This is a genomic window from Pseudomonas sp. GW821-FHT02A08 (assembly GCF_059422045.1).
In genome coordinates this window covers 1-13,638 of the sequence record NZ_JBWKWD010000025.1, presented here as the reverse complement: position 1 = coordinate 13,638, position 13,638 = coordinate 1, and the positions used below count along the sequence as shown (strand labels likewise).

At 62.5% G+C, this 13,638-nt stretch carries 8 protein-coding genes; all 8 read right to left on the bottom strand.

The window, feature by feature from the left end; translation table 11 throughout:
- Nucleotides 1-126: 126 nt before the first annotated feature.
- Nucleotides 127-927, bottom strand: a complete 801-nt coding sequence (locus AC07W4_RS18005) for an endonuclease/exonuclease/phosphatase family protein (protein WP_495033375.1) — start codon at nt 925-927, stop codon at nt 127-129.
- Nucleotides 928-1,022: 95 nt separating this feature from the next.
- On the bottom strand, nt 1,023-1,781 hold the full coding sequence (locus tag AC07W4_RS18000; RefSeq protein WP_495033374.1) for a PIG-L deacetylase family protein: 759 nt from the start codon (nt 1,779-1,781) through the stop codon (nt 1,023-1,025).
- 213 nt (nt 1,782-1,994) lie between these two features.
- Nucleotides 1,995-4,157 carry a glycogen debranching protein GlgX gene (gene glgX / locus AC07W4_RS17995; protein ID WP_495033373.1) on the bottom strand — a complete coding sequence of 721 codons (2,163 nt, stop codon included), beginning with the start codon at nt 4,155-4,157 and terminating at the stop codon, nt 1,995-1,997.
- 215 nt (nt 4,158-4,372) lie between these two features.
- Entirely contained in the window at nt 4,373-4,693 is a 321-nt protein-coding gene (locus AC07W4_RS17990; protein WP_495033372.1) for a DUF2934 domain-containing protein, read from the bottom strand.
- Nucleotides 4,694-4,714: 21 nt separating this feature from the next.
- Nucleotides 4,715-7,510 carry a malto-oligosyltrehalose synthase gene (locus AC07W4_RS17985; RefSeq protein WP_495033371.1) on the bottom strand — a complete coding sequence of 932 codons (2,796 nt, stop codon included), beginning with the start codon at nt 7,508-7,510 and terminating at the stop codon, nt 4,715-4,717.
- The gene (malQ, locus tag AC07W4_RS17980; RefSeq protein WP_495033370.1) at nt 7,507-9,585 is read right to left on the bottom strand and encodes a 4-alpha-glucanotransferase; all 2,079 of its coding nucleotides are present in this window, start codon (nt 9,583-9,585) and stop codon (nt 7,507-7,509) included. The genes AC07W4_RS17985 and malQ overlap by 4 nt, the downstream gene beginning before the upstream one ends.
- Nucleotides 9,582-11,378 carry a malto-oligosyltrehalose trehalohydrolase gene (gene treZ / locus AC07W4_RS17975; protein WP_495033369.1) on the bottom strand — a complete coding sequence of 599 codons (1,797 nt, stop codon included), beginning with the start codon at nt 11,376-11,378 and terminating at the stop codon, nt 9,582-9,584. The genes malQ and treZ overlap by 4 nt, the downstream gene beginning before the upstream one ends.
- 12 nt (nt 11,379-11,390) lie before the next feature.
- A complete protein-coding gene (gene glgA, locus AC07W4_RS17970) occupies nt 11,391-12,974 on the bottom strand; it encodes a glycogen synthase GlgA (RefSeq protein ID WP_495033368.1) in 1,584 nt (527 codons plus the stop codon).
- Between the last annotated feature and the right edge of the window lie 664 nt (nt 12,975-13,638).

Below are 13,638 nucleotides of genomic sequence, written 5' to 3'. Positions count from 1 at the left end.
GCTATTCGCGAGCAAGCCCGCTCCCACACTGGATTGATGTCGTACTCAAATCCCGTGTGGGAGCGGGCTTGCTCGCGAAGGGGCCGGTGCTATCGACGCCGACGCCTGGCAATGAATGGCCGTGGTTCACAGATGCACTTCCACCGCCAGCGGCAGATGGTCGGACAGATGCGTCCACGGCTTGTGCCCCAGTATTTTCGGTTCATGGCTGCTGGCGTTGCGCAGGTAGACGCGGTCCAGGCGCAGCAAGGGAAACCGCGCGGGGTAGGTTTTGGCCGGACGACCAAGGTGGCGTTCGAAGGCTTCGTGCAAGTAGTTGCGGCGGGCAAGGGCGGCATTACCCTGCATCTGCCAGTCGTTGAAGTCGCCGGCAATGATCACCGGCGCATCATCCGGCAAGGACTCCAGGAGCTGACAGAGCAATTGCAACTGTAGTTGACGATGGCTTTCCAGCAGGCTGAGGTGAACGCAGATGGCATGCACTTCGCGATGCCCCGGCACGTCCAGCACGCAGTGCAGCAAGCCACGGCGTTCCGGGCCGGTAATGGAAACATCCAGGTTTCGATACTCGCGGATCGGGTATTTCGACAGCAGGGCATTGCCATGGTGACCGTCGGGATAAACGGCATTGCGCCCATAGGCGAAGTCGCTCCACATGCTGTCGGCAAGGAATTCATATTGCGAGGTTTGTGGCCAATCGTTGTAGCGGGAGGAGTGGCGCTCGTGTTCGCCGACGACTTCTTGCAGAAACACCAGGTCTGCCGACGTACTGCGCACGGCTTCACGCAACTCGGGGAGGACGAAACGCCTGTTGAGTGCGGTAAACCCCTTATGGGTGTTGACCGTCAGCACCCGAAGCCGATGAATCGCCGGGGGCGTGTTCAAGGGTGTCGATTCGGCTGCCTGGCGTTTTGAATGACTGGCCACTTGCACTCCTCTGACTCAGGGCTGCTTATGTATGCGACTGATGCGACGGCAGTCAGTTCAGTCCGATGGGCTGAGCCGAACGATAATCGATGAGTTCATACCAACACGATTTCATAAGGCAAACGGATACGCTCCAGCAGCGGCCGGGGCAGCGACGGCGCGAGGCCAATGGCCGGTTCGCCGTCCAGTTGGCTGGCGTAGGCATGGGTGGCGTGGCTCTTGCGGGCGACAGTCCAGGTATCGAGGCGCACCTTGCGGGCACGGTGCCAGGGAATCAGCTCCCGGTCCCGTGCCGGCCAGTGCCAGGCCCAGAACGGTACATCGATATAAGTGGCCCCGATATCGGCCGCCGCCCTGGCGCTGGCGCGACCAACGGTGTCGTGGTCGACGTTGCCGTCCTCGCGCCAGGTGCTGAACACCACATCGCCGGGGCGCAGGTAGCGTGTGATGAATCGGGTAATCTGTTCTTCGTATTCCGCCAGCGCGTTGTCGGTAAACCCGCCACGGATCCACTTCAGGCTGTGCATCGGCAACCCGAGCCGGCGGATGGCTTCGACGCTTTCCTGGGGACGAAATACGCTGAGGCGTTTTTCCGACCACTGCCGAGAACCCGGATGGCTGGCGCTGCCGTCAGTGATCGAGAGCAATTGCAGTGGGTGGCCCAGGTTGCTGAGCAATTGCAGGAGGCCGCCGCAGGTCACGACTTCATCGCCGGGGTGCGGGGCAATGAGCACTGCGCGTGCGCCGGTGGGCACCAGCGATTGGGGACTGATGACCGGAATGCTGTCCGGTTGCGGGGCGCTGTTCCAGATCTGTGATGGCAGGCTGGCTTCGCTCAGGGAAACGGGTTTCATGGTGGATACGTCCTTGTTCTGCGTCGCCTTCAGTCGTGCACGGGACACGCCCGGCAGACCCGTGAGGGCTCGTTGATAGCAGTGCGACAAGCCAAACCCTGGATTGCCGCGAATCGAGTATTGCTCATGTAACGCTGTTCGTCGCGTCGCGAACCTGTCCTGAATGATTTTTCCGCTCTGCGGTGTTGCGGCCATGAATGCCTGTAGGCTTTTTTACTCTTGTTCCTCGTGTTGCAACTCGAACAGCAGCAACGAGCGGCCGGTGACCGAGTACTCGTGGCCAAACCCGAAGCGCTCCTGGCCGCGGATCGCCGGTTGGTTGGTGTCGATCATGCACGTCCAGAAACCGCCGTCAGGCACTTCCGGCAGACGGAAATTGACGATGTCGTGATGGGCGTTGACCACCAGCATCAACGTCGCGTCGACGCCTTTGCGACGAATGCCGGTTTCCTGGGCGCGGCCATCGAGCAGCATGCCCAGGCATCGATTGTGCGCATCGTGCCAATGCTCGGTGGTCATTTGCGTGCCGTCCGGCGCCAGCCAGGTCACGTCCTTGACGCCGATATCCTCGTTGTAATTACCCACCAGGAAACGCCCGCGCCGCAGGACCGGGTAGGTCAGGCGCAACTTGATCAGGCGTTTGACGAATTTGAGCAGGGCCTTGCCGTCTTCGCTGAGGTCCCAGTTGACCCAGCCGATTTCGCTGTCCTGGCAGTACGCATTGTTGTTGCCGTCCTGGGTACGGGCGAACTCGTCGCCGGCCACCAGCATCGGCGTGCCCTGGGCCAGCAGCAGGGTGGCGAAGAAATTGCGCATCTGTCGATGGCGCAGCGCGTTGATCTCGGGATCGTCGGTGGGGCCTTCGACGCCGTGGTTCCAGGACAGATTGTTGTTGCTGCCGTCCTGATTGTTTTCGTCGTTGGCTTCGTTGTGCTTGTCGTTGAACGACACCAGGTCGTTGAGGGTGAAACCGTCGTGGGCGGTGACGAAGTTCACCGATGAATAGGGACGGCGGCCACGTTGATTGAACATCTCGCCCGAAGCGGTCAGGCGGCTGGCAAAGTCCGCCAGTTGGCCGTCGTCGCCTTTCCAGAAGGCGCGCACGGTGTCGCGGAATTTGTCGTTCCACTCGACCCAGCCCGGTGGAAAGTTGCCGACCTGATAACCGCCGGGGCCGCAGTCCCAGGGTTCGGCGATCAGTTTGACCTGGCGCAGCACCGGGTCCTGGCGGCAGGCTACAAGGAAGCTGTGGCGCTCGTCGAAACCGTCGTGGTAACGCCCCAGAATGGTCGCCAGGTCGAAGCGGAAGCCGTCCACGTGCATTTCCGAGGCCCAGTAGCGCAGGGAGTCGGTGACCATTTGCAGCACGCACGGGTGGCTCAGGTCCAGGGTGTTGCCGGTGCCGGAATCGTTGATATAGAAGCGCTTGTCATCGGGCTTGAGGCGGTAGTAGGACGCATTGTCGATGCCGCGCATGGACAGGGTCGGGCCTTGTTCGTTGCCCTCGGCGGTGTGGTTGTAGACCACGTCGAGGATCACTTCCAGATTGGCTTCGTGCAGGTGCGCGACCATTTCCTTGAATTCGGCGATCTTGCCACTGGCCAGGTAGCGCGGGTCGGGGGCGAAGAATGCAATGCTGTTATAGCCCCAGTAATTGGTCATGCCCTTGTGCAACAAATGCTGGTCGTTGACGAAGGCGTGGATCGGCAGCAGCTCCACCGTCGACACGCCGAGCTTGCGGATATGTTCCACCACGTCATCGACCATCAACCCGGCAAAGGTGCCGCGCAGGTTTTCGGGGACGGCAGGGTGACGCATGCTGAAGCCGCGCACGTGGGTTTCATAAATGATCGTCTTGTCCCACGGTACGCTGACGCGATGATCGTGGCCCCAGGTGTGCGCCGGGTCGATGACCTTGCATTTGGGCACGAAGGGCGCGCTGTCCCGTTCATCGAAGCTGAGATCGGCGTCGGGGTGGCCGATGGTGTAGCCGAACAGCGCTTCGGACCATTTCAGCTTGCCGACCAGTTGTTTGGCGTAGGGGTCGATCAGCAGTTTGTTGGGGTTGAAGCGATGGCCGTTGGCCGGGTCGTAGGGGCCGTAGACGCGATAGCCATAGATCAACCCCGGATGGGCGTCGGGCAGGTAACCGTGGTAGATCTCGTCAGTGTATTCGGGCAGTTCGATGCGTTCGAGTTCCACCTCGCCGGCGTCGTCGAACAGGCACAGTTCAACCTTGGTGGCGTGGGCGGAAAACAGGGCGAAGTTGACGCCCAGGCCATCCCAGGTGGCGCCCAGCGGAAAGGGCAGGCCTTCGCGGATTCGTGTGGCTTCGGCACGAGGGGCTGGCGCGGCGGCTTTCTTCGGACTGGTCATAGGTACTCCTGTAAACGGGGGCTACCTGTAGGAACAAGCTTGCTCCGGGCGGCGTTCCGACGAAAACGGTGTGTCAGGCAACATCAATGCTGGAAGTGATGACCTCTTCGCGGGCAAGCCCGCTCCCACAGTGTTTGATGGTGTGGCTGCAATCTGTGGCAACGCACAGGTCCCTGTGGGAGCGGGCTTGCCCGCGAAGGGGCCTCAATACATATTCAAACCGCCGGCGGTTTTCGCGGCGCTCGAGTTTTTTTCTCGACGGCCTTTTCCCCCGGCGGAATCACTTTCGAGGCCGCTGCAGGCTTGGCTTTGGTTTTGGGCACAGCGACTTTGCTTTCGCCAGCCTTGCCATTGGCCGTTTTGCTGACCGGGGTTTTGCTCGCCGCTGTTTTAGCTGGTTTTTTCGGAGCCAGGGCTTCGGCTTCCGCCAGTTTGCACGCCATCTCCCAGTGACGGGCTTCCTGGCCTTCGGGCTTTCCTTCGGATTCCCAGATCTGATAGGCGAATTCGCGGATTCGTTTATCGTCGGTACTCATCGCAATGCTCCTGAACTGAACTCAAGTGTGGGTAGTTTGAATAATGAGATTGACCGGGAAATCTCCCAGCGCGGCGCTGATCGGCAGCTCCCTGTGTTTTGTGACTGTGATGCCGGAAAAAAGTCCCTCCAGATGTTCGTCAGGGACGGTGAACGGCAATTTGACCCGGGTATCGCCCCACAGCGGCGCGTGGACCTGTGGTTCAGCACTGTTTTCCAGCAGATCGGCACAACGTACCGGCACAATCACAATGGCGCGTTTGCCCTCCCGTTCACGGACAAATCCCAGCACTCGATGGGCCTCTGTGCCCACCACTTCCAAAGCCTGGTAGGAGCCACGCCGAAACAGCTCGGCATGCTCGGCGCGCAGGCTCAGGGTGCGCGCAATCAAAGCTTGCTTGATGCGCCCGTCACGCCAGTTCTGCAACAGGTCCGACAGGTCCACCGTTTGCCGCAACGCCTGCTGGCGGCCGGCGTAATCCACCGGGCGACGGTTGTCCGGGTCGACCAGGCTGAAGTCCCAGAAATCGTTGCCCTGATACAGATCCGGCACGCCGGGCACGGTCATGCGCAGCAAGGTTTGCGCCAAACCGTTAAGGGCTCCGGGGGCGGCAATCGAACGGGCAGCCTTGGCCAGGGCGGTGCGCAACAGTTCGCCTTCGGGGCTGAGCAACAGATGCTGGATGAAGTCCTCGCTCGCTTGCTCGTAAGGGTCATTGGGTGCGCTCCAGCCGCTTTGCAGTTTGGCTTCGCGCAGGGCCTTGCGTTGCCACTGCCACAGGCGTTTTGCGTAGTCCTCGAGGGCGGGCGGATGATCGATACCCAACGCCAGCGGCCAGCTGCCGAGGATCGCCTGGTACAGAATCAATTCATCCCCCGGCGACGGCATTTGATCGTCGTTGCGCAAGGGCCGGGCGAGGGCGCGCCACAGGCCGATCTGGTCGGCGTACCAGCCGCTGCGCTCGCTCAGTACCGCCAGCCGCGCCCGTGAATCTTCCCCGCGCTTGTGGTCGTGGGTGGCGCTGGCCAGCAGATTGTCCGGGAAGGTATCGAGGCGCTCGATGCAGGCCTGATGAAAGTCGGCGAGCGGTGCGCTGAACTGTTCGGTGTTGAAGCCAACGTCATTGCGCGAGAGCAGGACGGCCGAGCGATAGAGCGCGGTGTCTTCAACCGCTTTGGCTGCCGTCGGCGAGGTCAGTTGCTGGAAACGTACGCAGGCGTGCTTGAGGCGTTTGCGCCCGCGACCGGCAGGGCGCTGCCGCCAGGGTTCACCGCCGAGCCAGCCGGCCAGGCAGTCGAGCACCGGCCAGTCCGCTTCGCCCAGGGTTTGGCGGGCACCGGCCATGGCCCGGCGGAAAAACGCCTCGTCCTGGTCCGAGCGGCCAAGGGGGCCGATGTAGGTGCGGTACACCGGGAAGTGCACGATCAACGCCTGCAAGGCCCGGCGAATGGCGCCGAGAGTCAGGTCGCGGGTCATGAGGTTGTCCCGGGCCACTTGCAGCAGGGCCTGGGCAACGCTTTCGAAATCTCCGGCCAGGGAGCCGCCGAGGATTTGCTGGCGCGCCAGTTGTGCTTCCTGGCAGAAGTCGTCAGGCCGCCCGCTGTGACGGTGCCAGAGTTGGGCCAGTGTCTGCGCGCCCCGTGGATCCTGTTGCAGCAGTGACAACTGGTTCATGAACTCGTAGCCGGTGGTGCCGTCCACCGACCAGTCGCGATGCAGGGTTTCGCCTTCGCCGAGGATCTTTTCGACGTAGATGGGCAGGTGGCGGCCTCCTGACAGGCTGTCGACCCGACGGCGCAGCTTGCGGCAGTAACCTCGTGGGTCGGCGAGGCCGTCGATGTGGTCGATGCGCAGCCCGTCGATCAGCCCTTCAGCCACCAGTTGGAAGATCTTCGCGTGGGTGGCTTCGAACACGGCGGGACGCTCGACGCGCAGCCCGCCGAGTTCATTGATATCGAAGAAGCGCCGCCAGTTGATGTCATCGGCGGCGGTGCGCCAACTGGCGAGGCGATAGCTCTGGCGTTCCAGCAGGTTGTGCAGGCGCTGGAAGCCTTCGCTGGTCAATGAGTCGTAGTTGTTCAGGTGCTGCTCGATGGCCTGGGCAAGGGCCGGATCGCTGACCAGATCGCGAAGTTCCGCTTTCAGCGGCAGGGCCAGGCTGTGGGCGTCGGTCTGGTAGCTCAGGGTGCTGAAACGATCGGCCAGGTTTTTCAGTTGTTCGGCCTGTTGCGCATCAAGCGGTGCATCGACCCTGAGCAATTCGCCGTAATCGCCTGGACAAATGGGAAAGCGGTGTTCGTAGTGCTCGACATGGAACGTGCCGTGCCAGGCATCGAATCGCAAGGGCAGGGTACCGTCCTGCAATGCGACGCCGTAGTCGCTGCCCAGAAACGGCAGGAGCAACTGGCCTTCCATCAACGGATCGGGGGAGTGCCACTGGATATCGAAAAACTCGCCATAGGGGCTCAGGCGCCCCCACTCCAACAAATCCAGCCACCAGGGATTATCACTGCCGCCGACCGCCATGTGGTTGGAGACGACGTCGAGGATCAATCCCATGTTGTGCCCGTGCAGGGCGCCGACCAGGCTGCGTAGCGCCGCCTCGCCGCCCAGCTGCGGGTTGACCCGGGTCGGGTCCACCACGTCGTAGCCATGCATCGATCCGGCACGGGCGCGCAATAGCGGGGAAGCATAGACATGGCTGATGCCGAGGCGGGCGAAATACGGCACCAGTGGCACCGCATCTTCGAGCGTGAAGCCTTTGTGAAATTGCAGGCGCAAGGTGGCGCGCAGTGGACGGGTCGGCACTTGAGTCATCGATCACGCTCGGCCGCCTGGAGTCGCGCACAGGCGAGCAACTCCAGGCGTCGCGCGGCATCCGCCCCATCGAGCAGGGCTTCGCTGTAACCGGGCAAGCGCCGCGACCAGTTGGGGTGGGTGTCGGTGGTGCCGGGCAGATTGGCTTGCTGTTCGACACCCAGGGCATCTTCCAGGGGCAGCAGCACCAGGGGTGCCCGGGTATGACCGAGGAAGCGCACGCTGGCATCGAGCACCTGATCGGTTTCGTGGGACTCTTCGCGGAAGTTCTGCGGGTCCTGGCTCAACGCCCGACGCAGGCCTTCGCGCTCGCGTTCGCGGTGCTGACGCCATTCGATTTCGCCACTGGCATCGACCATGCCGAGCCGGGCGTTCCAGTCGATATCGCGGCCATGCCACCAGCCGTTGAGGGTGGGCAGGTCATGGGTGCTGGTGGTCGCCAGGGCGTTGTCCGGCCAGTCGAGGATCGGCTTGAAGTGGGTGTTGTCCTGTTCGAACAGCAATACCCGCATGCCCAGCATCGAGCGGTCGATGAGTTTTTCCCGCAGGCCGTCCGGCACGGTGCCGAGGTCTTCGCCCAGGACGATGGCCTGGTGACGATGGGATTCCAGGGTCAGCAGGCGCAGCAGATCGTCCACCGGGTAATACAGATAGGCGCCGTCCGCTGGCGGCGAGCCATTGGGGATTACCCACAAACGCTGCAAGCCCATGACGTGATCGATGCGCAAGCCACCGCAGTGGGCGAAGTTGGCCCGCAGCATTTCGATGAAGGCCCGGAAACCATTGCGCACCAAGCCTTCAGGGGAGAACGCGGAAATCCCCCAACCCTGGCCCGTGCGGTTGAGAATGTCCGGTGGTGCTCCGACGGTGAGGGAGGCAAGCAGTTCGTCCTGACGGCTCCAGGCCTGGCTGCCGCCGCCATCGGCACCGACGGCCAGGTCGGCGATCAGGCCGATACTCATGCCGCTGGCGCGGGCGGCGGTTTGCGCGCGCTCCAGGCAGCGCGTGATCAGCCACTGGCAGAAAGCGAAGAAGCCGATGCGCCCGGCATTCTCTTCGGCGAATGCCGCCAGTTCGGCGCTGCGCGGGTTGCGCCAGGGTTCGGGCCACTGCCGCCAGTCGAGGTGTTCACCCCGGGCGGCGCGCGCCTCCTGGATGGCTTCGAAGCGGCAGTGGTTTTCCAGCGCTTCGCCGGCGGCGTGACGAAAACTGCTGAAGTCTTCGTGCAAGGGGTGTTCGCCCTGGACGAAACCTTCGTACAGCGACTGCAGCAACCGATGCTTGGCTTCGGCGGCGGCCGGCCAGTCAATCAGCGGACGCTCCTCCAGCGCCTTGAGTTCAACGGCCAGCCCGGTTGCATCAATGGCGGTGCGCAGCGCGCGTTCGCCGAGAATGGTGCCGGGGGCGCAGTAAAGGCTGTTGAGAAACAGGCGGCTGGACGGCGAATAGGGGCTGTAGCGTTGGGTGTCACTGGAAAACATCGCATGCAGCGGGCTGATCGCCAGCGCCTCGGCGCCACGCTCGCCGGCCACCCGGGCGAGGTCTTCCAGCGCCTGGGTGTCACCAAATCCGCCATCGCCGGGGCGGCGCAATCCATACAGCTGCACGCTCAGGCCCCAGGCACGGGGGATCGGGTTGTCCACGGCATCGGCCACGCTATAGCAACGGGTCGGGGCCACGGCCAGGGTGAAGCTTTGTCCGTCGATGCTGACCTGTTGATAGCCGACCGGCACCAGCCCCGGCAGCACCGCGTTGGCGTCCAGTTTCAGGTTGAGGCGCGAACCGTCCTCCAGGTGGATTTCGCAAGGGGTTCCAGGTTCGAAAAAACGCGCCAGGTCCAGGCCCGCCCCGACATCGGCGGTGATCAATGGTGGCAAGTGATGGGTTTGTTGCGCCTCTTGCAGCTCCAGCAGGCTGGCGTCGATTTCCTGGGCACTGCCGGCCGGGTGGCCAAGGCCGGTCAGCACGTTGCGCAACACGGAAGGTGCGACTTTTTGCGGACGGCCGTTGGCGTCGATCCAGTCGACGGCGAGGCCGGCACGGCTGGCCAGGATTTCCAGTTGCGCATCACTCATGGACGCTCTCCAAACGAGGTAGCAAAGGGCACTGCGGCGGCGAGGGTGACGAGCGCGCAATACGGGGCAAGGGTGTTTGGGGCCGGCAGGTCGGGGTTCTGTGGCGGGTATTCGAACAAGCGCGTGGCACCGGTCTGTGAGGTGTGGGCTACGGGCCTGGCACTGAGGTTCAGGTCAATGCGCAGCTGGCTGCCATCGCCCAGGCGCCAGGAGGCACTGATCGCGCCTTCGCCCAGCACGTCGCTGCCCAGAGCCTGGGCGCCCGGCAGGCGCGGGATGATGTGCCGGTGACGGAGCTGCAACAGTCGGCGATACAGGTCGTGCATCTGGTGATGGCCGGTCGATGGCAGGACCGGGCGCGACGCGGCAAACGTCTGCGGATCATTCGGGTCCGGAATGTGTTCGCGCAGGTTTGGGTCGGCATAGGTGCTGAACGCCGCAAATTCGTTGCGCCGACCGTCGCGAACCTGTTTGGCCAATTCACCGTGGTGGCTGGTGAAAAACAGGAAGGGTTGTTCGACGGCAAACTCGTCGCCCATGAACAGCAGCGGAATCATCGGCGACAACAGCAGCAATACGGTGGCGGCCTGCAGTGCTTGCGGGGGGGTGAGTTGATGCAGGCGCTCGCCGAAGGCCCGGTTGCCGATCTGGTCATGGTTCTGCAAAAACAGGATGAATGCACTGGGCGGCAGCTGCCCGCTGGGTTCGCCCCGCGCCACACCATGGCGGTTGAGATGACCCTGGAACACGAAACCCTGGCTCAGGCAGCGCGCCAGTTGTTCGGTGGGGTTGTGCGCGTAGTCGGCGTAATAGGCCTCGGTTTCGCCGGTCAGCAACACATGCAGGGCGTTGTGTCCGTCATCGTTCCACTGCGCGTCGTAACCCTGTTCGAGCAGGCTGGCCTGGTTGTGTTCGTTCTCCACCATCAGCCACACATGCCGCGCCGGCCCCGTCTGCTGGCGTACCCGTCGCGCCAGTTCCTGGAGGAAATCGGGGTCTTCGATGGCGTGCACCGCGTCCAGGCGCAAACCGTCGAAACGGTATTCGAGCAGCCACATCAAGGCGTTTTCGATGAAGAAGTCCCGGACTTCGCGACAACGGAAGTCGATGGCGGCTCCCCACGGCGTGTGCTTGTCTTCGCGAAAAAAGCCCTTGGCATAACGATGCAGGTAATTGCCGTCCGGGCCGAAGTGGTTGTAGACCACGTCGAGAATCACCGCCAGGCCGTGGCCATGGGCAGTGTCGATCAAGTGCTTGAGCTGCTCGGGGGAGCCGTATGACGCCTGGGGCGCGTAGGGCAGGACGCCGTCATAACCCCAATTGCGTTCGCCGGGAAACTGTGCGATGGGCATCAGTTCGATCGCGGTCACACCCAGTTCGACCAGCCGCGCCAGATGCTGCTCGACGGCGCTGAAGCCGCCGAGTGCACCGACATGCAGTTCGTAGATCACCGCTTCGTTCCACGGCCGTCCCGGCCAGGCGCTGTGTTGCCAGGCATAGGCCAACGGATCGACTACCACGCTGTGCCGGTCGATATCGCCGGCTTGAGCGCGGGAGGCCGGGTCGGGCACTTCCAGTTCGCCGTCGATGCTGTAGCGGTAACGCGTGCCCGCCGCGCACCGGATGTTGCTCACGAACCAGCCGTCGGCCTGGGGCAATAACGGCAAGGACTGTCCATTTTCCAGTTCGACACTGACGTAGAACGCATCTGGCGCCCACAACGCGAATCGCGTGTGTTCCGCGTCCAGCATGATTGCGCCGTGGGGCCAGGTCTCAAGGGTCCGTAACGGCATCTTGAAAGCCTCTTACTGTTTGTTCGATTTCCCCAATGCCTTGGCCACAAGCTGTTCGTAGAGCTCGGCGTAGGGTTCGACCGCCTTGCACCAGTTGAACGGTGCCGCCATGGCCCGGCAGCGCATGGCGTGCAGCAGGTCGGGAAAGGCGAACACCTTGAACGCGCGGCTCAGGGCCTCCTGGTAACTCTGCACCGTGGATTCATCGAACAGGAAACCGGTCACGCCGTTTTCGATGGTGTCGGCCAGGCCACCGGTATTGCGTGCCACCGGCAACGAGCCGAAGCGCTGGGCGTACATCTGGCTCAGGCCGCAGGGTTCGTAACGCGAAGGCATCAGCAGGAAGTCGCTGCCGGCGAACATGCGCCGGGCGTCGGTTTCGTTGAAGCCGATGCGCACGCCGATCTGCCCGGGGAAACGCAGGGCGAGTTCGCGCATCGATTGTTCTTCTTCCGGTTCGCCGCGACCGATGATCGCGATCTGGCCGCCGTTTTTGACGATGTATTCGGACACCGCTTCGGTCAGGTCCAGGCCTTTCTGGTAGACCAGGCGCGAAACCACGGCAAACAGCGGCCCTTCGGAGTCTTCCAGGCCAAACAGCTCGCGGACATGGGCGGCGTTCACGGCCTTGCCTTCCCAGTCGCCGATGCTGAACGGGCAGAACAGGTGCGGATCGGTCGCCGCATCCCAGCTTTCATCGATGCCGTTGGGAATGCCGCTGAGCAGTCCTTGCTGGGTCTTGGCGGCGAGGAACCCGTCCAGACCACAGCCGAAATCCGGGGTGGTGATTTCCTGGGCGTAGGTCGCGCTGACCGTGGTGATGTGGCTCGAATAGGCCATGCCGGCCTTGAGGAACGACATCTTGCCGTAGAACTCCATGCCTTCCTGCTGCAGCGCGTGATGGGGGATGCCCAATTCGGGGCACGAACCCAGGCTGGTCACGCCCTGGTACGCCAGGTTGTGGATGGTGAACAGCGTCGGCGTGCGCTGCCCACGCCAGTGCATGTAGGCCGGTGCCAGGCCGGCGGGCCAGTCGTGGGCGTGCACCAGGTCCGGGCACCAATGGATCTGCGCGAGGTTGGCGGCAATATCGGCCGCCGCCAGGCCCAGGCGGGCGAAGCGGATATGGTTGTCCGGCCAGTCGCGGCCGTTGTTGGCGCCGTAGGGCGAACCTTCGCGCTCGTAGAGTTCGGGGCAGATCAGTACGTAAATGACCAGACCATCAGGCATGTCCATGCGCCCGATCTTGCACGGTGGCAGCGCGGCATGACCGCCAAGCTCACCGATGATATGAATGGGGTTCTCGCTATGCAGCACTTGCGGGTAACCGGGGATCAACACCCGTACATCGTGCAGATGGGCCATGGCCCGTGGCAGCGCCGCGGAGACGTCGCCCAGGCCACCGGTTTTCACCAGGTCGGCAATTTCCGAGGTGACGAACAGGACTTTTTTACGGTTTGGATTGTGCTTGGCTGCCGGAGTCAGGGGCCTGGTGCCTGGAACGCTGACGGGTTGGGTGCTTGCGGCAGTAACGGCGCTCGATTCGCCGACCTGATGAGCACGCTCTCCCTGTATTTCCAAAGCCGTACTGATCATATGAATCTCCCGTGTTGTTGATCTAATTCTCAGGTCTGGCAAACGGTGTTCCATGGCCAATTCCCGTGGCCGGCGCAAACGCGCTGCGCATCAGTGAGCAAGCGCTGCCCAATGCGTCGAAGCAAAAGGGTTGAATCAGCCGTTGCAAAGATTGCACCAGTCGCAACGCACCTTCTTGTCAGAGGACCGATCGGGATTGGAAAAAGTTTCGACTATTTTTCCACTTTGTGACCGACCGGTTTCGCTTTGAGAAAATGAGTCTAGGCCAGAACTTAGAGCGGTAAAGGGCAGATGGCAAAATTGTTCGACAATCGGTTTGTAGCGGTACGGACGTGCCTGATCGCAGTGCAAACGTCCCGACGAAGTGCAGGTTTTTTTGCGTTTTTGCCTCAAAAAGTCACTGGGCAGTCACATAAATGTGCGACGCGCCTTGAGGGCTTTGCACTGTTATGGTGCGTTCTGGCAAGTCCGGCATTTGGCCGAACCACTGCCTTACAGCCCACCTTGGTGCCTAATTCCGATCAGTCAGGCGAACCCGGACCTTGTAGCAGCTGCCGAAGGCTGCGTCCGGCTGCGTAGCAGTCGTAAAATCAGAGTTCGCGGTACGTCAGGGAGTTCGTGCAAGCCGGATTTACGACTGCTGCGCAGTCGGACGCAGCCTTCG

Excerpts from the sequence above, each read along its gene's own strand:
- AC07W4_RS18000 (WP_495033374.1), bottom strand. The coding sequence starts at position 1,781 with ATGAAACCCGTTTCCCTGAGCGAAGCCAGCCTGCCATCACAGATCTGG.
- glgX (WP_495033373.1), bottom strand. The coding sequence starts at position 4,157 with ATGACCAGTCCGAAGAAAGCCGCCGCGCCAGCCCCTCGTGCCGAAGCC.
- AC07W4_RS17990 (WP_495033372.1), bottom strand. The coding sequence starts at position 4,693 with ATGAGTACCGACGATAAACGAATCCGCGAATTCGCCTATCAGATCTGG.
- AC07W4_RS17985 (WP_495033371.1), bottom strand. The coding sequence starts at position 7,510 with ATGACTCAAGTGCCGACCCGTCCACTGCGCGCCACCTTGCGCCTGCAA.
- malQ (WP_495033370.1), bottom strand. The coding sequence starts at position 9,585 with ATGAGTGATGCGCAACTGGAAATCCTGGCCAGCCGTGCCGGCCTCGCC.
- treZ (WP_495033369.1), bottom strand. The coding sequence starts at position 11,378 with ATGCCGTTACGGACCCTTGAGACCTGGCCCCACGGCGCAATCATGCTG.
- glgA (WP_495033368.1), bottom strand. The coding sequence starts at position 12,974 with ATGATCAGTACGGCTTTGGAAATACAGGGAGAGCGTGCTCATCAGGTC.